This is a genomic window from Streptomyces sp. NPDC086080, assembly GCF_044540255.1.
In the GTDB taxonomy this organism is placed as follows: domain Bacteria; phylum Actinomycetota; class Actinomycetes; order Streptomycetales; family Streptomycetaceae; genus Streptomyces.
On sequence record NZ_JBITRU010000008.1, the window covers coordinates 120953 to 139415 of the forward strand.

The 18463-nt window shown below is 69.3% G+C and carries 21 protein-coding genes and 2 pseudogenes; 17 read left to right on the forward strand and 6 right to left on the reverse strand.

All coding sequences use genetic code 11. The features are described 5' to 3' along the window. The first annotated feature begins 2 nt into the window (after positions 1–2). The 8 genes and pseudogenes from ACIF9R_RS12850 to ACIF9R_RS12885 all read left to right on the forward strand — a co-directional run bounded on the left by ACIF9R_RS12850 (position 3) and on the right by ACIF9R_RS12885 (position 5380). On the forward strand, positions 3–1277 hold the full coding sequence (locus ACIF9R_RS12850; protein ID WP_360728202.1) for a cytochrome P450: 1275 nt from the start codon (positions 3–5) through the stop codon (positions 1275–1277). 23 nt (positions 1278–1300) lie between these two features. After that, complete coding sequence (locus ACIF9R_RS12855) at positions 1301–1804, forward strand: sigma-70 family RNA polymerase sigma factor (protein WP_360728200.1); 504 nt, start codon at positions 1301–1303, stop codon at positions 1802–1804. Continuing rightward, on the forward strand, positions 1801–2457 hold the full coding sequence (locus ACIF9R_RS12860) for a hypothetical protein (protein ID WP_399978214.1): 657 nt from the start codon (positions 1801–1803) through the stop codon (positions 2455–2457). Before ACIF9R_RS12855 ends, ACIF9R_RS12860 begins: the two co-directional genes overlap by 4 nt. Further along, on the forward strand, positions 2454–2681 hold the full coding sequence (locus ACIF9R_RS12865) for a hypothetical protein (RefSeq protein ID WP_399978217.1): 228 nt from the start codon (positions 2454–2456) through the stop codon (positions 2679–2681). Before ACIF9R_RS12860 ends, ACIF9R_RS12865 begins: the two co-directional genes overlap by 4 nt. 32 nt (positions 2682–2713) lie before the next feature. Then, positions 2714–3511 (forward strand): DUF6302 family protein, encoded by a 798-nt coding sequence (locus ACIF9R_RS12870; RefSeq protein WP_399978219.1) that lies wholly within the window; start codon positions 2714–2716, stop codon positions 3509–3511. After that, positions 3498–4070: pseudogene (locus ACIF9R_RS12875) on the forward strand (GntR family transcriptional regulator); the annotation flags it as partial. The gene ACIF9R_RS12870 and the pseudogene ACIF9R_RS12875, both read left to right, overlap by 14 nt. Before the next feature lie 508 nt (positions 4071–4578). Then, entirely contained in the window at positions 4579–4866 is a 288-nt protein-coding gene (locus ACIF9R_RS12880) for a helix-turn-helix domain-containing protein (RefSeq protein ID WP_360619083.1), read from the forward strand. A gap of 226 nt (positions 4867–5092) precedes the next feature. Then, entirely contained in the window at positions 5093–5380 is a 288-nt protein-coding gene (locus ACIF9R_RS12885) for a hypothetical protein (protein WP_360619084.1), read from the forward strand. A 287-nt stretch (positions 5381–5667) separates the two neighbouring features. Here ACIF9R_RS12885 and ACIF9R_RS12890 read toward each other — a convergent pair whose 3' ends face one another. Both ACIF9R_RS12890 and ACIF9R_RS12895 read right to left on the reverse strand, forming a co-directional pair. Continuing rightward, on the reverse strand, positions 5668–6270 hold the full coding sequence (locus ACIF9R_RS12890) for a site-specific integrase (RefSeq protein WP_399978550.1): 603 nt from the start codon (positions 6268–6270) through the stop codon (positions 5668–5670). Positions 6271–6603: 333 nt separating this feature from the next. Further along, positions 6604–7230: a hypothetical protein gene (locus ACIF9R_RS12895; protein ID WP_399978222.1), complete on the reverse strand. Its 627-nt coding sequence runs from the start codon at positions 7228–7230 to the stop codon at positions 6604–6606. A gap of 1064 nt (positions 7231–8294) precedes the next feature. On the opposite strand from ACIF9R_RS12895, the gene ACIF9R_RS12900 reads away from it, so the two are divergent. From ACIF9R_RS12900 to ACIF9R_RS12935, 8 genes and pseudogenes are all read left to right on the forward strand, one after another. Next, the gene (locus tag ACIF9R_RS12900) at positions 8295–8753 is read left to right on the forward strand and encodes a hypothetical protein (protein ID WP_360619105.1); all 459 of its coding nucleotides are present in this window, start codon (positions 8295–8297) and stop codon (positions 8751–8753) included. Then, a complete protein-coding gene (locus ACIF9R_RS12905; protein ID WP_399978224.1) occupies positions 8750–10174 on the forward strand; it encodes an NUDIX domain-containing protein in 1425 nt (474 codons plus the stop codon). The genes ACIF9R_RS12900 and ACIF9R_RS12905 overlap by 4 nt, the downstream gene beginning before the upstream one ends. Next, complete coding sequence (locus tag ACIF9R_RS12910; protein WP_360730175.1) at positions 10171–10686, forward strand: GNAT family N-acetyltransferase; 516 nt, start codon at positions 10171–10173, stop codon at positions 10684–10686. Before ACIF9R_RS12905 ends, ACIF9R_RS12910 begins: the two co-directional genes overlap by 4 nt. After that, positions 10683–11024, forward strand: a pseudogene (locus ACIF9R_RS12915) (NUDIX domain-containing protein); the annotation flags it as partial. The gene ACIF9R_RS12910 and the pseudogene ACIF9R_RS12915, both read left to right, overlap by 4 nt. A gap of 196 nt (positions 11025–11220) precedes the next feature. Then, the gene (locus ACIF9R_RS12920) at positions 11221–11832 is read left to right on the forward strand and encodes a class I SAM-dependent methyltransferase (protein ID WP_399978229.1); all 612 of its coding nucleotides are present in this window, start codon (positions 11221–11223) and stop codon (positions 11830–11832) included. A 117-nt stretch (positions 11833–11949) separates the two neighbouring features. Further along, positions 11950–12618 (forward strand): 3'-5' exonuclease, encoded by a 669-nt coding sequence (locus ACIF9R_RS12925; RefSeq protein WP_360730167.1) that lies wholly within the window; start codon positions 11950–11952, stop codon positions 12616–12618. 228 nt (positions 12619–12846) lie between these two features. Continuing rightward, positions 12847–13620 carry a PIG-L deacetylase family protein gene (locus ACIF9R_RS12930; RefSeq protein ID WP_399978232.1) on the forward strand — a complete coding sequence of 258 codons (774 nt, stop codon included), beginning with the start codon at positions 12847–12849 and terminating at the stop codon, positions 13618–13620. Positions 13621–13675: 55 nt separating this feature from the next. Next, a complete protein-coding gene (locus tag ACIF9R_RS12935) occupies positions 13676–14602 on the forward strand; it encodes a carbon-nitrogen hydrolase family protein (RefSeq protein WP_399978234.1) in 927 nt (308 codons plus the stop codon). A gap of 125 nt (positions 14603–14727) precedes the next feature. On the opposite strand, the gene ACIF9R_RS12940 is transcribed toward ACIF9R_RS12935, so the two are convergent. The 4 genes from ACIF9R_RS12940 to ACIF9R_RS12955 form a co-directional block, all read right to left on the reverse strand. Next, complete coding sequence (locus ACIF9R_RS12940) at positions 14728–15294, reverse strand: peptide deformylase (protein WP_399978237.1); 567 nt, start codon at positions 15292–15294, stop codon at positions 14728–14730. Between the two features lie 104 nt (positions 15295–15398). Continuing rightward, positions 15399–16244, reverse strand: a complete 846-nt coding sequence (locus ACIF9R_RS12945) for an SDR family oxidoreductase (protein ID WP_399978240.1) — start codon at positions 16242–16244, stop codon at positions 15399–15401. 151 nt (positions 16245–16395) lie between these two features. Continuing rightward, the gene (locus ACIF9R_RS12950; RefSeq protein ID WP_360730155.1) at positions 16396–16809 is read right to left on the reverse strand and encodes a hypothetical protein; all 414 of its coding nucleotides are present in this window, start codon (positions 16807–16809) and stop codon (positions 16396–16398) included. After that, positions 16797–17333, reverse strand: coding sequence for a hypothetical protein (locus tag ACIF9R_RS12955; RefSeq protein ID WP_399978243.1), 537 nt, complete (start codon positions 17331–17333; stop codon positions 16797–16799). The genes ACIF9R_RS12950 and ACIF9R_RS12955 overlap by 13 nt, the downstream gene beginning before the upstream one ends. Positions 17334–17628: 295 nt before the next feature. Here ACIF9R_RS12955 and ACIF9R_RS12960 point away from each other — a divergent pair, with 295 nt between their 5' ends. Continuing rightward, positions 17629–18342: a tyrosine-protein phosphatase gene (locus ACIF9R_RS12960; RefSeq protein WP_399978553.1), complete on the forward strand. Its 714-nt coding sequence runs from the start codon at positions 17629–17631 to the stop codon at positions 18340–18342. Positions 18343–18463 lie beyond the last annotated feature (121 nt).

The window sequence follows — 18463 nt, forward strand, 5'->3', positions numbered from 1 at the left end:
CCATGCCCGCCACACCCAAGCCCACGTCCCAGAGCCCTCTCACCGACTGTCCCTACCGTCTGGACGGGACCGGTTCCGACATCCACGGCGAAGCCGCCGCCCTGCGCGACCACGGTCCGGCCACCCGCGTCCTGCTGCCCGGCGACACCCCCATCCCCGCTTGGTCCATCACCGACCCCGGCCTCATACGCCGCCTGCTCACCCACCCCGACATCTCCAAGGACGCCCACCAGCACTGGCCCGCCTACATCAACGGCGAGATCCCTGAAACCTGGCCGCTGCGGATCTGGGTCGACGTCCGCAACGCCCTGTCCTCCTACGGCACCGAGCACCGCCGACTGCGCCGCCCCTTGGCCACGGCGTTCGCCACCCGCCGCGTGCGGGCGCTCATACCGCAGATCGAGGAGATCGCCCGCACCCTCCTGGACGAGGTCGCAGCCGCCGGCCCTGATCAAGTAGTGGACTTGCGTGAGAAGTTCGCCTGGCGCCTGCCGCTGCTGGTCGTCAACGTCCTGCTCGGCGTGCCCGACGACCTGCACGACGACTTCCGCGACGCCGTCGGAGCGCTCTTCGTCACCAACGCCACCCCCGAAGCCGCCGCGGCAGCCGGCCAGCGCGTCTACGAGCTGATCTGGCAGCTCGTAGACCGCAAGCGCAAGACGCCCGGCGACGACGTGACCAGCGCCCTCGTCGCCGCACACGCGGAGGGGGAACTGAGCGACCAGGAACTCGCCGACAGCTTCGTCCTCCTCATCGGCGCCGGCCATGAGACGACCGTCAGCCTCCTCGACCACGCCGTCACCAACCTGCTCACCCACCCCGACCAACTCCACCAGGCCACCTCCGGCCACACCCCCTGGGAGCAGGTCGTCGACGAGGCGCTGCGGCTGGAAGCACCCATAGCGACGATCATCATGCGCTTCGCCGTACGCGACGTCACCGACGAACCCACCGGCATCACCTTCGCACAGGGCGACGCCCTGGTGATCAACTACGCTGCCGCCGGCCGCGACCCCGGCATCCACGGTCCCGATGCCGACCGCTTCGACCCCAGCCGCCCCACCGCCCACCAGCACCTGGCCTTCGGCCACGGCGCCCATATGTGCCTGGGCGCCGAACTCGCCCGCATCGAGGCACGCATCGCACTCGACGCCCTCTTCACCCGATTCCCCAACATGCGGCTCGCCGTTGAGGCCGACCAGCTCCAACCGCTGCCCAGCTTCATCTCCAACGGCCACCAGGGTCTCCCCGTCCACCTCGGCCAGCCGGCCGCCTGACCTCCATTCCGCCAGGACCTCAGATGACCACCATGACCGCCGATCCCATCGCACCCCTGACCCCAGCGGCCAAACGTGTTGCCGCACGCCTCATTTACGGTGCCACCAACGCCGCGATCGCCGCGCACCTGTACCTGTCCGTGCACGGGGTGAAGAGTCAGCTCCAGGCGGCCCGCAGACACGTGGGCTGTCCGCCCGGAGCCTCCCGCGCAGTGCTCGTGCACACGCTCCTCACCGCCCGGCATGTCGACCCGCCCGCGTGCCGCAGGCCAGCTCCGCGCCTCAGCGAGAACGAGCAACGGCTCCTGCACGCCCTCACCCGGCACTCCCGCAACACGGACATCGGCGCGGCCATCGGCGTCTCCGCCCGCGATGTACGTGCCGACATCGACTTCCTCCTGGCCAAGGCCTGCGCGGACAACACTGCACACCTGGTGGGCCTCGCCCACACCTGGAAGCTCCTCGGTGGTCCTGCTCAGGAAAAAGGTCCGACAGAGCAGGCCGCAGCCACGGGAGCCGCGCAGTGAAGGCGACCGCCGCGGCCACCACGTGGCACGGCGGCCAGGGTGCGGACCGACCGGCCTACGAAGTACGTCCGCTCCTCACACCCGCTGCCCGCGCCGAGGCCGCTGCTCTCGTCGAAGACCGCATCCACGCGCTCGCCGCCCTACACATCGCCCCGCCCTATCCCCACGCCCCGGCCGTCTTCCGGGAGGACCAGACCGAGGCTGTGGGACTGTACGAAAACGACGCCGAAGCGGTCCTGGCCGGATGCCTCGTACTGCACCGGCACCACGACCTGCGGCACTGGGGTGGCGACGATTCCGAACCGGGGCTGCTTGTGTCACTCGCCCACACCGCGCCCGACCGTGACGGACGGACCGGATGGCGGATGACGATGTGGCTGCGCGACTACGCAGACCGTCTGCAAACACCGTGGGTGTACGCCGAGGCGCCGAGGTGGCACGCCAGCGACGACCGCGCTGTTGGCCGTCTCCTCAGCCATCTGCGTGACCTCGGGTGGGAGGTACTCGGCTCTGGCCGACGACCGGAGGGCCAGCGGGTGGCGCGGCTGCGGCTGGCGGCTACCGCGACACCCGGCCTCGCCGCAATGATCCACTGCGCGGTCCCTCTCACCACCGCCTACGGCCCACGAGCTGAGCAGGCAGCCGCGCGATGACACAACCGAGACGGCCCGCCACAGCCGAGCTTCACCTGACCGATCCTCCCCTGCACAGCTCGCCGTTCGCCACGTCGGACTCCCAACAGCCGTGGAGCCCCCACAACCGCACGGTCGCGGTCGTCGACATGAAGGGCCTGTCCGACCACCACACGGTCCTACTACGCATGGGCCGAAACAGCCTCACCGACATCCTCAACCATCCGCTCACCCGGACGGCATGACTAATGCCCCGGACACAAGGCCCTCACTTCACATGTCCCGTCTCCCGCTCGCGCAAATCGGCGCTCCGCTCTGCCGCCCCTCACCCGAGGAGTGTGCTGAGGACTACGCCTGGTTCCGAGAACGCCTCGCTGAGCCAGTCCTCCTCGACTGCGCGGTCGGTGTGAGGGTGGGCAACGCCGTCCTCCTTGCGGTCCCCACCGGTGGAAGCCGCAGCGGCGGCTACCTGTCGGTGGACACCATGACCGACGCCGTACTGGTCTGGGCGGCCCTACGAGGCCAACCCGGATTCCCGCGCGTCCGGCTCGGCTTGTCGGCCCGCCGCAACACCTGTCACACCGTCAACTGGGGACCTCGCCAGCCCTGGGACGACACAGAGCGCGGCAAGTACTTCGGCTACGCACCATCTGTCATCGCCGACTTCCTCCGTCGCAAGTTGGTGTCCGACCCCCCGCAGCAGGCGATGTACGTGCAGGCGCAGGCCAGCGGACGGACCTGGGCACAGGGCCCGCTGCTGTCAACACTCCGCGACATCGGCGGCTGCCTCGCCGTGATCTTGATGGCCGTTCTGGTCACCGTGCTGGTGTCAGTGACCCGCGACACATGGCCGCGGATTGGAGCCTCTGGGGGCCACGCTGAGGTGACCAGCGCGCCCGCCGGCGACACATCCATCGGCTGGAGACGCGGGAGTTGCGACTGCCGCGAGCCCTTCCGCGAGCCGCAGGCCCCTCCGCGAGCCCTGCCCACCGCTGGGGACACGCGGTGGGATGCGGACCCGGCAGTGACGCATACCCGTTCCGAGGCAGGGAGTTGTACAAATGAGAACCGATAGCAAACCGGGGCTCCTGAAGGCGCTGCTCGCCCCTGCGGACTCACCCCCGCACCCGGGGATCGTGTCTGCGACGGACAAAAGAGCACTGCGGGACCGGACCACTGCTGTGATCCGCAGTCGCATCAAGGACGACACCTACCCAGTGGGTTCGGTGCTTCCTGCGCGCCGACTCATTGCGGATGAACTCGGCGTCAGCCGATCTACAGTCGATAATGCCTGCCGAGTACTGACGGCAGAGGGGTACCTGGTCGGCGTTCCCGGGCGTGGGCGCGGGACGGTGGTCCTCGATCCGCTGAATCCGCCAGTAGGCCCCGATGTCCTGGCGCGAAAGAGCGAGGGTCCATGCGAGACATGGCCCAAGCCGGGTTCGAACCGGGACACAGTCGAGCGCATCACTACGGCGATCAGGAAGCGGATTGCCGACTGCACATACCCACCTGGTCAACGGATACCGAGTGTGGCGCAGCTCGCTGCCGAATTTAACGCCCGAAAATGGCTGGTCAGACAGGCACTTGACGTCCTTAAGGAGGAAGGGGCCCTGTACTCCCTCAACCCCAGGGGACACTTTGTGTGCCCGACACTGCCAGCGTGGGGGGGTGCTGCAGCCTTGATAGGGCAGAGACCCCATTCGGTACTGGAACACACAGACCTCTCCCCCGGTTCTCCGCCCCACGGTGTCGACCATGACCAAAGCCTCCAGCAGCCCAGAGCCGCGACAGACACCCGAGAACCATGCCGACGCGCCGTCCGCCTCCTTCACACCCCGGCCTCAGCCCCTGCCCGGTCCGGAGGACGACATGCCCCCGTGCCCCGCACGTGTCGGCAGCCGTGTCCACACCGAACTCTGAGCAGCGGACTGCCCTTACCCTGCGACCGCCAGATCCACCCGCAGCGGGTCCGGCTCCTCGCGGTGCTGGACACAGGCGAGACCCACGGCGCCGTCGCGGTCTCCCAGGCCGACAGCAGCCCTACGCCCACACCCTCGCCATCCTCCGGGCCCGCCGCAGCTTCCTCGCCCCGGCCCACACCCAGCCCAACATCTGCCACCACGTCAGAGGGAGTTACCCATGAGCTTCACCACCACCGCGGCCCAGCCGATGGACGAACCGCTCGGCCCACCGACGAGCGCCGGCCTGCGCCGGATCCCCAAGGGCCAACGGATAACGGGCAAGGACGCCGCACTATTCACCGCAGCCGTCATCAAGGCCTACAAGACCAAGTCCATCCGCAGCATCTGCGAGGAGACGGGCCGCTCCTATGGGGCTATCCACCGCCTGCTGACGACCAACGGCGTCACCATGCGCTCCAGGGGCTACCAGCACACGACCTCAGCGAGTTCGGCAGACACCTCATGAGCAGTGAGACCCCGGCCCCTGGCCGCACGGACATCGCGCAGGACCTCATCAGCCGGGTTCAGGCCGCGCGCCGGACATGGAGATCACCAGCGCACGTCCGCAAGGCAGCCACGCCAGAGAACGTTACGACCGCCCGCAACGCCGCGCTCGCCGACACCCAGGCCCTGCGGTGGCTCGTCAGCAAACATGGCTGGCTCGGCCGCTCCCTCGCGGCGCCTCCCGGGGCATGGAGCCGGCCGCGGGCTGCTCCGCGTTCGCCGAACTCAATACCCCGCAGGACGGCTTCCTGCCCTGGGTGGCGCGGTGCGGGCGAGCGGGGCTGCGGCTCAACCCGACCGTCGTCCACGGCGGGACCTCCGCCGCCTGGGACGCGCTGTATCCGGACGGCCAGCTCCTGCGGCTCAACCTCTCGGAGACCCCGGTCACCTTCCAGCAGGGCCTGGACATGATCCGCCGCCACACACACCATCCCACTCCTGCTCCGGGTCTGCGGAAGGACCGCGCAAGCCCCTGACCGGGTGACACACGTCGCCAACCACTCGAACGTGTGAGTTCAAAAGCGACCAGGCAGGCAGCCCTTGCCCGAGAGGCCAGGATCGCATTCACGTTCGAGACATTCGCCCGTCCGGGGCCGTTACGACCTCGGATTCGGCGCGTTCTTAGAGCACCAGTACCAACCAACCGCCCAGACGGAGAGCACACCATGAACACTGAGCCCGCCCCCACTCATCGCCCCGGATTCGAACAGCGGCGGCGGTCCCCGCTCGCCTCACCGACCTGCGGAACTCGGCCGTCCGACACCTACGCGCGCCGCGGCAGGCTCGGCCGGTAGCGGCCCACCCGCTCGGGCCTCCAGCCGTCCATCGGATTGTGGTGGGCGTGAGCCCGCCCGGAGCGGCGGGACAGATCCAGCGGGAACGGGTTGAGCAGCGGGCCCGTCCCCGCATCGCGGTGCACATCGTAGAACCGGCGCAGGACCGTCTCGCTGTGTACGACGGTGGCCGGAGCGTATCCGGATCCGGTCGACGACTTCCCGGTCACCGGGTTCGCAGCACCGGCCCCCCGTACCGCTTGCGGGCCCTGGGCCTTTATCTTCTTGGGTTTGACGGTCTCTTGGATCCAGCAGCTGAAGTCCCGGGCCTCCCGACGGGTCGCCCGGTCCCAGGGAATGTCCACGGCCTGCAGGAACCGCCACCACCGCAACAGATCCATCCCGTAGGAACGAACCGTTGACGGCGCTTTCCCCGCGGCCAGCAACTCCTGGAAGTAGGCGGCGACCGCCTCGACGGCCGCTCCGTCGGGATCGATCAGCCGGTAGGGCTCGTACCGGTCGCCGGTCTCCAGCAGCCGACCCCACCGGGGAACCACCAGGGCCGCCAAATCTCGTCGGGGAGCATCGTTCATCACGACCGGTGACCGTAGTGCCCGATGACTCCATCCGACCACTGAACTGGGCAATCTCTAGGGTTCGTTCAGTCAACGGGGCCTGCGGTGCCCGCTCCTGCAACCGGATCCAGCCCAGAAGCGTCGGCTCGACGAGATCATCGTCAACCTCCGCGAACGCCTGGCCGAGGCCCACGAACGCGGCTGGCTCGGCGAGGTCGAAGGGCTGGAGATCACCATCGCCGCGGCCGAGCAGAAGCTCGCCAGCATGACCCGCCAGATCAACCTCGGCATGCCCGTGATCCCGCCCCGACGCCATCCAGACCCGTCCTGAAGGAGTCGAAGTGCGAGCACTCAGTCATTTCCGTAGTCAGGTTCGTATGTGTCGAGGAACCGCTCTTCGAAAGTCTCCTCCTCTTCATGTGTGTATTGCTGAGGCAGGCCCGCGCTTTTGATCTCTGCTGTTCCGTTCAACACGAGACCACACACCTGGCATGAGAGCCCTGTCGCAACCGAGATGACATCCGCGTAGATGCCGTAGGACTCGATGCGCTCATTCGTTCGCCGAACCGCCTCCAAGGAGGGCCACACTCTTGACCGGCAGGCGGGGCATTCCACGACGTGATCCAAGATTCCCTTTTCGCCAGGGCGAGCAGCTGCTCGACGAGTGGATACGAGGTCATCGGTCAGGTCGGCGAAGGCGGCGGCGCAGGCTTCAATTCGCTTCTTTACTTCATGTTCCAGACGCTTGCCCTCATCGTCGACCAACTGTTGACCGAGCTGTACGATCTCCGCACCGAGCAAGTCGGAAGGTTCGAGGCCCAAATGCTCACACACCACCGTCGTCACCCGAGTGAAGCGTGGCAACCAAACCGACGAATCGAGGGACAGTGCCGCATCGCCGGTATGCAGCTCCCGATTGCGCAAGTTCGTGAGGAAGGTCGCCTCATCTTGGCGCTCCTTCGTGAATTCCTCGATCACTACACCGAGTCTAGAGATTACCGTGTGCGTGGCAATCGACTTCGGATCCTTGGGAGGCTTAGCCCCAGGCTGTGCAGGCTTCGGAGGAAATCCTGCAGCGTGGAGAATGGCCGTGCCATCGGGATCGGCGAGCAGAGTAGGGTGAACCCTCGCCAGCGGCGCCCGCAACAGGAATTCAAGTCCGAGAAGGAGCCAAAAAGCGAATACCTCTCCGTCAGCCCTGGGGTGTTCCTCTGCGCGATTGAAATATGCGCCAGCTTTCCCGAGAAGCGCATCATAAGACCACATCAACGACTCCAGACATATACGCGCTCGATCGATCGCCGCGTTCCCGAAGGGACGGCTGGTCTCCTATGCATCACGATGGCGTTGTCGAGAACCAGCACGCGATCCTTCTGCCAAGTCACCCGTGCAGTGGGTGTTACAGCTTCGACATCGGCAACAGCCAAATCTGAGAGCGGCTTGCAGGTTCGCGGATCCCACCTGATTCGAAACAGTTCATCTGATTCAGGGACCGCCGCGGGCAGGTACCGAGTGCGTCCTTTTCCGTCCGTACACCGCAGCACCGTGCGCCGCAGAGCCGAGACAAGATTCTCAGCAGGCCGCAAGACCTCTGTCCAGGTTGGTTCAGAGAGCTCCCGGGCCGTAAGTACCAACCACCGTGGAGGGTTCACCGAGATCGCAGCATCGGTATGCCAGGGGAACGCTCCCAGGCCGTATACGCCGGAAAGGGACCAGGAACGACGAGCGCTACCTGCCTCCTGCGGTACTAGGAGTTCACCGCTGCCCGCACGGCCCAAGCTGACGGCCACATCTGTCGGGTCAACTCCGTCGAGCACCGCGTAGCCATGGATCGAGAGCTCAGAGAGCAATCCATCTCTTATCGCCATACGTCGCCCCCTCAGCCGCTTGCACCGCTCGTCCCAGCGGGTCGCCCCCCCCACTCTGATGAGTGAGCAGAGTAGCCGACTGGGTTCCTGCCGCTGAGAGCCGGCGGATGAACCGTCCCTCATCTCATCGCCACCAAGTAGTTGGAGCCGAGTTTGTTAGTTCAGAGAAACTGGATGGACCGCCCGGCCGTCCTGGCCATGGCCGACCGTGTCACCTCCCCCGGCGCCACGCTGGCGATCATGGGCGACGGCAGCCTCTGGACCCATCCGGCGCCGTGGACGACAGCGCTGCGGGAGCTGATCCAGTCCTACCTCGGCGCTGAACGCCGGGCCGGAACCACTGGGGCCTACGCAGAGCCGGGCCGCCGGTACGAAGACGACCTGGCCGAGTCCCCGTTCAGCGACGTCGAGGAGCACCACTTCCCGCTCCGCCGCGTGTGGACCCCGGACAAGGTGATCGGCTACCTGCGCAGCACCAGCTTCGCCCGCCCCGCCCTCTTCGGCGACCGGCATCCCCGGTTCGAGGCCGAGGCCCAGGCACTACTGGAACGGCACGCGGCAGCGGAGGGCGGGCTCGTCGAGGACGGGGTGTTCGACGTCCTGCTCGCCCGTCGGCCGGGAGGTGCCCGGTGAGCGGCGGCGAGCGGCACGCGGTGCCGGTGGACGTGCACTTGATCGCCGTCCGAGAGGGGGACAAGGGGCCGGAGGTGCTGCTGTCGCGGCGCGCCGGGACCGTCTATGCCGCGGGGCACTGGCACTTCCCGTCCGGTCACGTCGACGGGCCCTTCGAGGACGTCGTCACCGCGCTCGTGCGCGAGGCGTACGAGGAGACGGGCCTGGTGGTGGAGCCGGACGACGTGCGTGCCGCGGTCACCGTCCACCACCGGGCGCCAGCCGGGAGCGCGCGGGTCGGGTTCTTCTTCGAGGTCCGCCGCTGGGCCGGGACGCCGGAGGTCAGGGAGCCCAAGGTGTGCGACGCCATGGACTGGTTTGCGTTCGACGCTCTGCCGGAGCCGATGGTCGCCTACTGCCGCGCGGGGCTGGAGGCCTATCGGGCCGGTGTTCCCGTGGCGGTGCACTTCCAGGAGCCGGGCGATCCGATCAAACACGGCCCGGCTGTCGACCGGCTCCGCCTCGTGCCCGCCCCGGGCTGCGGTGAGCCGCGTCCTGGGCGGGAGGTACGGGAGTTCGCCGAACGGGCGGTCGGCCGGATCACCGCCTGGACGGACGTGTCCTGGGCCCAGACCGCCAGCCGAGTGTGGCGAGCGCAGGACGCTTCGGGCGGGGTGTGGTTCGTCAAGATCCACCAGAACGACCGTTTCCACGGCCGGGAGGTCACAGCCTTGCGCGAGTGGGTGCCGGGGCTCAGGGGCGCCGGTCCCCGGCTGGTGGCGGCCGACGCGACGCTGCGGGCAATCGTCCTGACCGCCGTCGAGGGCCACCCGCTGCACGGCATGGTGCTGCCGTCGGACGAGGAGCGGCGCGTGTTCCGGGCGATCGGGGAGCTCACGGCCCGCATCCACGCGAGCCCCCTGCCGGCGGCGGCGCCCGGGACGGCGCCAGTTGTCCCGTACGCGAAGTTGGAGCGGCACCTGGAAGGGGCGCGGCCGCATCTGAGGCTGGGTGACGAGGAGTACGTGCGGTCGGTCGTGGACAGTGCTGTGCGGCTGCCGGCGGTCGGAGCGGTGGTGACCCACGGCGATCTGCAGCTCCGCAACCTGCGCCGGGTCGATGACGGCACCCTGCGGGTCTTCGACTTTGAGCGCAGCGAACCCCAGTCCGCCGTGCGGGATCTGGTCCGTCTCCTCGGCTGCTTCGACGGCCGGGAAGACCTCTACGAGGCGTTCTTCGACGGGTACGGCCGGCGTCTCACGGAGGAGGAGAGGGCGCGCCTGCTGGTGGAGACGGTCCTGGACGCGGTGTCCGGCATCGCCTTCGGGAGCACGACCGGCGACCCGGAACTGGTCGAACGGGGGCGCCGCACCCTCTTGCGCTGCCGTGCCGGCGCCGCTGTGCTCGCTTCCCGCACGGTCGATGGAGGTGACCCGCGATGACGCACAGCACCGACGTACCAGGCACCGGGGCAAGGCCCGTTCCGCGGCCGGGCACTGCGGACGACGCCGCTGAGATCGCCCGGCTGCGCTCGCAGCTCGTCCTGAGCGAGCCTCTCGACGAGGAGTGGCCCGTCATCTGCCGTGACCAGCTCGCATCCTGGTTGCAGCCCGGGGGCGATGCCCGCGGCTGCGTCGTTGACGCGCCGGGCGGCGGGCTGGTCGCCTGCGCGCTCGCACTGGTCCACCCCGTCCTGTCGGCCCCGAAGTACCCCAAGGGGCTGGCCGCCCGGATCCACGTCGTGGCCACCGAACCCGCCCACCGGCGGCGCGGCCTCGCCCGGGCGGCCGTGTCCGCGCTGTTGGACGTGCTGGGGCGCGAGGGGGTAACGCTCTACGAGCTGCATGCGAGCAAGGAGGCCGCGCCGCTGTATGAGGAGTTCGGCTTCGCGCGCGATCCGGCCCTCATGCGGATGACGAAGCTCCCGCAGGCCGGGGACGGGGGCACACGATGAACGAGAAGCTCGAGCCCGAGGAGTACGCGGCGACGCTGCCGAAGGCCGTCGTGTCCGCCAGCGTGTTCTTCACCGACGGACACGACCAGCCCGTGCAGCTCCACAGCGTCTACAGCCCCGAGCACCCCTGGCAGTGGCCTGGTGGAACGACGGAGGCGGGCGAACGGCCGTGGGAGACCGCGGTCCGCGAGACCGCCGAGGAGACCGGGCTGGTGATGTCCGGGCCGCCGCGGCTGCTGGCGGCGGTGTTCGGCCTGCCCGGTCCCGGATTCCCGGCGTCGACCAGCACCTTCGTGTTCGACGGCGGGCGGCTCACCGACGAGCAGCTCGCGAGCATCGTCCTCGCCCCCGAGGAGCACGACGAGCTACGGGCAATGCCCCTGGAGCAGTGGCGAGCGCTGATGCCGGTGAAGGACTTCGACCGGCTGACGGCCGTCATGGAGGCTCGCCGGAGCGGGGGGCGGCCTACGTCGGCGCCTGGGACTGGGCCACCGGACCGGACGGTCCTCTCACGCACGCCGAGGAGGCGACACGGTGAGCACGGCAGCACCGGGCCGGGACGGCCGCCCCCTGCCCGCCGCGTACTGGGAGCCGCTCTGGGCAGGCGGCCGCCGCTACCGGCAGGTGTGCACGGCCGAGAAACAGCTGATGGCCGAACACCTGGCTCCCGGCAAGGGCCGTCTTGCCCTCGACATCGGCAGCGGCGACGGCGCCCTGGCCCGCCACGTCCACCACGAGCTCGGCTACCGGACGACCGGCGTCGACTGCTCCGCCAGCGCGGTCGCACTCGCCGCCGCCCACGACATCAACCCCGGACCCGGCCCGGGGCCGGCCTGGCAGTGCCTGGACATCACCACCGCCGACCTCACCGCCCTGGCACACCCGGCCTATGCCCTCATCACCTGCCGCCTGGTCTACCGATGGATCGACGACAAGCCGGCCTTCCTCGACCGAATCCGGCGCATCCTCGCGCCCGGCGGAATCTTCTGGGTCGTCACCGAGATCGCCGGCCGCCGCACGACCACCAACCCGGCCCTCCAGAAGCTCGGGATCTCCCCCTTGGACACCGAACTGCTGACGACCGGCTGGTCCCGCGTACGGACCGTCGACCTCGACGTCCTGCGCTGCTACGCCCTGCGGCCCTGACCCCGTGACCAGAAGGAAGCATCCGGTGCCAGACATCGAAAACCGCACCCGAGGGATCTGTGTCTCCTACTGCCACACCCACTCGGATGCCGGGGCGTACCGGCAGGAGGTGGCATCGTGAATGCGCTGGTGAACGATCCCCGCTTCGCCGCCACGACGTTCTTGGTGGTCGACTTCGAAGGCCTCACGCCGGCGGGACGGTCTGCCGAGCCGATCGAGGTCGCGGCGCTGGCCCTGCGTTCCGTAGGCGACCGGTTGGTGGGGGTCGGCCGGTTCGAGGAGTTGATGCGGCCGCCCGCCGACGTTCCCGTGACCGCGCGGGACGTACAGCTCAAGGGCATCACCCAGCAGATGCTCTCCACGGCACGTCCGGCCGCCGAAGTGCTGGCGCGGCTCGACGCACCTCTGACCGCGCCGCCGTACCGGCTGGTCGCCCACCACGCCTCCACGAAGGCCGGGATCATCGGCCGGCAGGCCGAGCACTGTCCTGTACTCGCGCGCACGCCACTGCTGGACACACTGCGTCTGGCCAAGGCCGTGGTGCCCGGACTCGGCTCCTACGGGCTGGATGGCCTGCTCGGCTACTACGGCATCCCCAAGCCAACCGGACGGCACCGGGCCATGCCGGATGTCGAGGTCACCACCCAGGTGCTGGTCCGGCTACTGGACGACGGATGCGCCGACGGGCGGTGGAGCACCCTGCTCGAACTGGACGCGGTAGCTGGATTGCAGCCCAACCGGCGGCCACACGCAACCCTCGAGGCGGAGCAACGAGCCCTGTTCTGAACCGACGCCCCCGGCAGGAAGGACTTGATGCGGTCAGCCTCTTCAGGGACCGATGCCCGTAGAGCCAGCGGTGACAGTCACCTGCCCGAGCCCGTCGGCTGGACGACGCGGCACACGCAGCCGCGGCGCCTGATGAGCTGGCGCACCGTCTACCGACTCACCGCCGCCGGGGGGCCGCCGATCACCTGACCTCCCTTCCATCCACCGCCTCGAGGAGGCTTCTTGGCCATGAACCACCCGCCCCTCCCCTCGCTGCTGGCAGTGTTCGCGCACCCTGACGATGAGAGTCTTCTAGCCGGCGGTGTGCTCGCGCAGCACCACGCTGCCGGTGCCCGCACAGCAGTCGTCACCGCCACCTGGGCCCCCGACAGCCGCCGAGCGCCTGAACTCGCGGACGCCCTCGCCGTCCTGGGCGCCGGCTCCCCACGCCTGCTCGGCTACGGCGACGCCCGCAACCCCGAGGCCGCGCCCGGCCAGCCCCGGCTCGTCGACGCTCCCCTCGATGAGGCCATCGGCCGCCTCGTCGCCCACATCCGGGACTTCCGTCCCTACATCGTCGTTACCCATGACGCGGTCGGCCAGTTGACCGGCCACCCCGACCACGTACGGACCCACCAGATCGCCCTGCTCGCCGTCGAAGCCGCCGGCCTTGCCCGCCTGTATCCGGAAGCGGGCCCTCCGTGGCAGCCGGCCGCGCTGTACGCCGCCACGCACCCCGAGTCCGGCGTCGGCCTGCTCCGCCCGCTGCTCGAAGGTGTGGGAAAGGAGGTGCTCGCGGTGCCGGACTCATACGTGACCACCAGCGTCGACGTCACCCCCTGGACCGACGCGAAGTGGCACGCGATCCTCGCGCATCGCGGTGAGGTCGCCCGTGAGCGGCCCCTGCCCGGCATCCTCGCCCGCCTTCCCGAAGCAGACCGCGCCCAGATCATCCGTACCGAACACTTCACCCGCCTCACCCCAGGCCCCACGAAGTGCGACCCGGCCCGGCTGGCCACCTGACCCCCGGGACACCTTCACCGCCCGCGAGCAAGCCCCTGCTGATCGGAGAGAGATGATGACGACTCCTGCACTCGACCAACGCCCCAACGGGTCACGGACCTTGCGGTGGGCGGTCGCCCAGAGCACGGTGCCGGAAGATCCCACTGACCGAGGAGCACTTCGAGCGGCCGGGCAGGAGATCCAGGCCCTGATGGCGGAGGCAGCCGGGGCGGGTGCGCGGCTGGTGCAGTTCCCCGAGGGGGCGATCGTCTATCCGAGCAAGCACGTGATGGCGGCCGGCCCGGACGGCGCGCTGGTACCGGCCGACTGGAGCCGTGCCGCCTGGGACGTCCTGCGCGAGGAGGCCGAGTCAATCGCTGCGCTGGCTGGGGAACTACGGATGTGGACGGCGTTCGGGTCTCTTCACCCGCTCACGCCGCCGAACAGGCCCCACAACAGCCTCTTCATCGTCTCCGACCGTGGCGAGCTGGTCGCCAGGTACGACAAGCAGTTCCTGTCGCATACCGAGGTCTCCTACCTGTACACCCCGGGCCGCGAGCCGCTGGTCTTCGAGGTGGACGGCATCCGGATCGGCTGCGCGCTGTGCGTGGAGGCGAACTTCCCGCCGCTCTTCGCCGAGTACGAGCGCCTGGACGTCGACTGCGTCCTGCTCTCCGTGATGGTCGACGATGCTCCGAGGGCGCGCATCGCCCAGGCCTACGGGACGCTGTACTGCTACTGGCTTGGCTACGCCGTGCCGGCGCAGTTCAGCGCCACGGTGCCGTCCGGGATCGTGGCGCCCGGCGGCCGGTGGCTGGCGCAGTGCCCCGCCGACGGGCAGCCCGCGCTGGCGGTCGCGGACATCGACCTCGACTCGGCCGACCCGGACATCGACGTGGCCCTTCGGTACGCCCGACCATGGCGACGCCGGGCGCAGGACGGGCTCTACGAGGACCGGCTGGTAGACGGGGACCCGCGCAGCGACATCCGCACGGCCTTCTGAGAACGCCCGCGCGCCTGACCCGCCAGAGCCTCTTGGTGCCGCGTCGGATCGCGGTGCTCCCCCATCGGCCGCTGGGGGAGCACTGCGAGGATGTCGCGCCCGCCCACGGTCGGCCACGCCTCCTTCTACTCGTACGACCAGGGCCGTCCAGTGGGCTCGGCCGTCCTGCGGTACTCCTCGACCGGGACCGGTCTCACGCCGGGCCGCATCCGGTCCATCAGCAGAAGTCCGTCGAGGTGATCAATTTCGTGCGCGATGAGCCGCGCGTCGCCCCGCTCGTAGACGGCCTTCTCGGTACTGCCCGCTGCTGTCATCGTTTCCACCGTGATCCGCAGGGGTCGGGGAACCTGTGCCCGAACGTCGAAGAACGACAGGCACCCTTCGAACCTCTCATCCATGTCCTCGGAGGCATCGGTGATACGGGGGTTGAGCAGAACAATGGGGGCAGATCCAGGAGGCTGGACGACGGCTACGGACCGGCCGATGCCGATCTGCGGGGCAGCCAGGCCCAGGCCCTTGCCGGAGAAGTCGTGCGCGCGGCGGATGCGCTCCATGACGTCAAGGAGCTGACCCACGACGGTGTCGATGGTTTCCCGCTCGGCAGGGAGCGCGAAGGGGCGGGCAGGGTCACGCAGGACGGGCGCGCCGTACTGAACGATGCCGAGGTCGCGCATCTGCTGGCTGGGGCGCATCGGACCATCTCCCCCTTCGCGAACGGTCATGGAGAGACTGCCCCACGGCTTGTCACGGGGCGGCGCGTTTCGCCTTCAATAGGGACGTGGGTGGTGGGCGTCTGTCAGGTCGGCTCCGGCCTGTTCCCGCTGAGGAACTCGCGGGCGCCGCGGAGCCGGGTGCGCAGCTTCTGCTGGGTGGCGCGGCTGTCGAGTCGTACGTCGAGCCCACCGGGCAGTCCCGTATCGGAGCGGCGCGCGGAGGGCAGCCGGGCGGGGTCGAACCCGTCGCGGCGGGCGATGAGCTCGCCCAACTCGTAGCGGCTGAGGGCATCCGGCCCAGCGAGGTGGAACACGCCAGCGGCGTCGAACCGGGTGATCTCCCACAGAGCGGCAGCCAGGTCTGTCACATGGACGGGGCAACGAATGTCGTCGGTGAACAAGGCGCCCTGCCGGGTGCCGTCGGCCAGCGCGTGCACCAGCCGCTCGTGCTCGGACCGGCCGTTGCCGATGATCAGGGACGTACGGGCGACGGCCGCCGTGTCGGGGCACAGGAGGCGTACGGCGGTCTCGGCGGCTGCCTTCGCGGCCCCGTAGGGAGTGAGGGGGTCCGGAAGGCAGGACTCGTCGTAGCGGTCGCGGCCCGTGCCGGAGAAGACGGCGTCGCTGGAGACGTGCACCAGGCGGATGCCGTGGCCGGCCGCAGCTTGGGCGAGGCGGATCCCGCCTTCGGCGGTGACCGCCCAGTCCGCTCCACCGCTCGTCGCGTTGATCACCACGGCCGGAGCCACCGTGTCAAGGACTTCCTCCAGGCGGAGGGGGTCGCGAAGGTCGAGGTGATGCCAGGTCGCCCCGTCGTCGTCACCGGGGCGGGAATGGAACGTGGCGACCGGGTGCAGGCCGGCGGACACCGCCTGGCGTACCAGCTCGGCGCCCAGGAAGCCGTTGCCTCCGATGATCAGCACAGTCATGCCGCCTCACGCTACGGGCGAGCGCCACCACCCCGAGCTACTTCGGCAGAAATCACCGATCAGCCCAGTCAAGGAGGCATGAGCGCCGGACCGAACCACGCATACCGCTCCGACCGTCGGTCGGCCTGGCCAGCCAGTCAGTGCTCGCTCCTCAGGCAAGAACGCCGCTGCGTTCGGCGAGGCCGCGGAGTTCCGTTGACGTGGGGCCGGACACCAGCAGGCTGGAGATCAAGGCCTTCGTCGCCGGTCGGGCGTGGGTCTCTTGTGGAGCACATCGCTCGGCGGCCATCAGCGTGCGGACGCAGTCGCTGCGGCGGCCGAGGCGGTCGTAGGTGGCAGCGATGTCCCCGAGGGCGCGGGAGCGGCGTTCGACGCTGGGCAGCGCCTTCAGCGAGATCGTGCGAGCGGCATCGAGCGCGGCCCAGGGATCGCCAGCGTGATTCTCCACGCTGATCCTGTGAAGTTGCACGGTGAGGGGGCTAAAGCCGCCGCCGTGGTCGCGCAGCAGGGTGGCACCGCCGAGTTCCTTGGCGATGGCGGCAGCTTCGTCCGTCAGCTCCCGCATCCCGTCCCGATCGCCGCAGCGCGCAAGGGTGTACGACGCACTCTGGACCAGGAGGCCGCGGACCGCAGCCCCGGCGCGTCCGGTGCCTCGCAGATCCGAGTGATCAGCGGCGGAGAGCGCGATCGACAGCGCTTGGTCATGCCACCCGCCTTCCTGGCGAGCACGGCCAACTGACGGGCGCACTCGGCGACCGCGAGGACATCTCCCGCCGACTGGGCGAGCTGCCGGACGCGGTCGGCGGCCATCCAGCCGAGCTGCTGCTCGTCCATCTTCACGAGCATGCGAGTGGCCAGCAGGTAGCTCTTGGCCAGGAGGGCATGCTGCTCCGTGTCATCGCCGCTGGTGGAGAGCGCGTGGCCGCCGCGGATGAGGCGGGGCAGGCGCAGGGCCAGGGAGGCGTAGCGGCAAGCGTCGAAGTCGGCGACCGCGCGGGTGAAGTCGGTGACGAGCGCCTCGGGCGGCGATGGCGCGGCCGCGGCCGTGCCCAGTGCGAGCATCGCGTCCCGGAGCCGGGTGACGAGCAACTCGCCGGGACCACGAGCAACTTCCGTCGGCGCACCAGATCATCACCGTCCTCTCACCTGGGTCTTCTGGGCCTATTGGCAGGAAGCTTTTAGGGGAGGCACTGATTGCGCCGATCGGCTGACTGCGTCGAACGTCTGGCCGGGGTGCGGGCGGCATCTTTCGGCCACACCGAGCAATTAGACACATCCTTCTGTAAATAAGGGAACGAACGAGCAGTGTGGGCTCTATTCTTTTCTCATGACAAAGCCTGACAGTGGAACGTCAGCAAGTCACCTCATTCCGGCGCAGAGAAACATGCCGGACGTACCGAACGTGCGCAACTTCCGGGACGCCGGCATCTCGCCTATGCGATCCGGGATCCTCTACCGATCCGGTTCTTTGAACCGGCTGACCGAAGTTGGGGCCGGGCGCCTAAGAGAACTGGGCATTCGCACGGTGATGGACCTGCGCAGCGGCGTCGAAAGCGACGTCTGGCCAGGGCAGACGCACGGGCTCGACATCGAATGGGTTCCGATTCCGGCGTTGCCTGATTTGGATGCCCTGAAGGCGATGGGCTTCACCGACTTCACGGGATTCGACGGCAAGCCGTGGCCCGTGGACCCGGCCGCCCTGTACCCCTTCATGGCCACCTACGGGGCTGCGGCGATCGCGGCGCTGGTCAAGCGGCTGGCCGAGCCGACCGCGCTGCCGGCGGTCGTGCAGTGCGCCGTGGGCAAGGACCGCACAGGTCTCGCGGTGGCCGTGGTCCAGTCGCTACTGGGGGCCCCGTGGGACCAGGTCCTCGGGGACTATGTGCGGTCCAACGTCGAGCTGGAGCTGACGGCTGGACCGACGTCCTTCCTGGACGAGGCGGGGGTCACCCGCTACTCGCACCCGGTCAACGAGGCCCTGCTGGCCTCGGCGATGGACACGATTCTGACCGGGTTCGGCTCCATCCCCGCCTACCTGGCACCCCACGGGATCACGGAGGCCGACCTGGACGCCCTCCGCTCCAACCTGCTCGCCTAACCAGGCCCGGGGGGGGGGGGGGCGGGGCGGGCGGGGGGGGGGGGGGGGGGCCCCCGGGGCGCGGCCCCCCCCCCGCCGCGGGGGGGGGGGGGGGGGGGGGGGGGGGGGGGGGGGTGTGGGG

Excerpts from the sequence above, each read along its gene's own strand:
- ACIF9R_RS12885 (WP_360619084.1), top strand. The coding sequence starts at position 5,093 with ATGGAGCCGGCCGCGGGCTGCTCCGCGTTCGCCGAACTCAATACCCCG.
- ACIF9R_RS12870 (WP_399978219.1), top strand. The coding sequence starts at position 2,714 with ATGTCCCGTCTCCCGCTCGCGCAAATCGGCGCTCCGCTCTGCCGCCCC.
- ACIF9R_RS12960 (WP_399978553.1), top strand. The coding sequence starts at position 17,629 with ATGCCGGACGTACCGAACGTGCGCAACTTCCGGGACGCCGGCATCTCG.
- ACIF9R_RS12900 (WP_360619105.1), top strand. The coding sequence starts at position 8,295 with ATGGACCGCCCGGCCGTCCTGGCCATGGCCGACCGTGTCACCTCCCCC.
- ACIF9R_RS12850 (WP_360728202.1), top strand. The coding sequence starts at position 3 with ATGCCCGCCACACCCAAGCCCACGTCCCAGAGCCCTCTCACCGACTGT.
- ACIF9R_RS12945 (WP_399978240.1), bottom strand. The coding sequence starts at position 16,244 with ATGACTGTGCTGATCATCGGAGGCAACGGCTTCCTGGGCGCCGAGCTG.
- ACIF9R_RS12940 (WP_399978237.1), bottom strand. The coding sequence starts at position 15,294 with ATGCGCCCCAGCCAGCAGATGCGCGACCTCGGCATCGTTCAGTACGGC.
- ACIF9R_RS12890 (WP_399978550.1), bottom strand. The coding sequence starts at position 6,270 with ATGAACGATGCTCCCCGACGAGATTTGGCGGCCCTGGTGGTTCCCCGG.
- ACIF9R_RS12855 (WP_360728200.1), top strand. The coding sequence starts at position 1,301 with ATGACCACCATGACCGCCGATCCCATCGCACCCCTGACCCCAGCGGCC.
- ACIF9R_RS12935 (WP_399978234.1), top strand. The coding sequence starts at position 13,676 with ATGACGACTCCTGCACTCGACCAACGCCCCAACGGGTCACGGACCTTG.
- ACIF9R_RS12910 (WP_360730175.1), top strand. The coding sequence starts at position 10,171 with ATGACGCACAGCACCGACGTACCAGGCACCGGGGCAAGGCCCGTTCCG.
- ACIF9R_RS12880 (WP_360619083.1), top strand. The coding sequence starts at position 4,579 with ATGAGCTTCACCACCACCGCGGCCCAGCCGATGGACGAACCGCTCGGC.
- ACIF9R_RS12930 (WP_399978232.1), top strand. The coding sequence starts at position 12,847 with ATGAACCACCCGCCCCTCCCCTCGCTGCTGGCAGTGTTCGCGCACCCT.
- ACIF9R_RS12865 (WP_399978217.1), top strand. The coding sequence starts at position 2,454 with ATGACACAACCGAGACGGCCCGCCACAGCCGAGCTTCACCTGACCGAT.
- ACIF9R_RS12950 (WP_360730155.1), bottom strand. The coding sequence starts at position 16,809 with ATGCGGGAGCTGACGGACGAAGCTGCCGCCATCGCCAAGGAACTCGGC.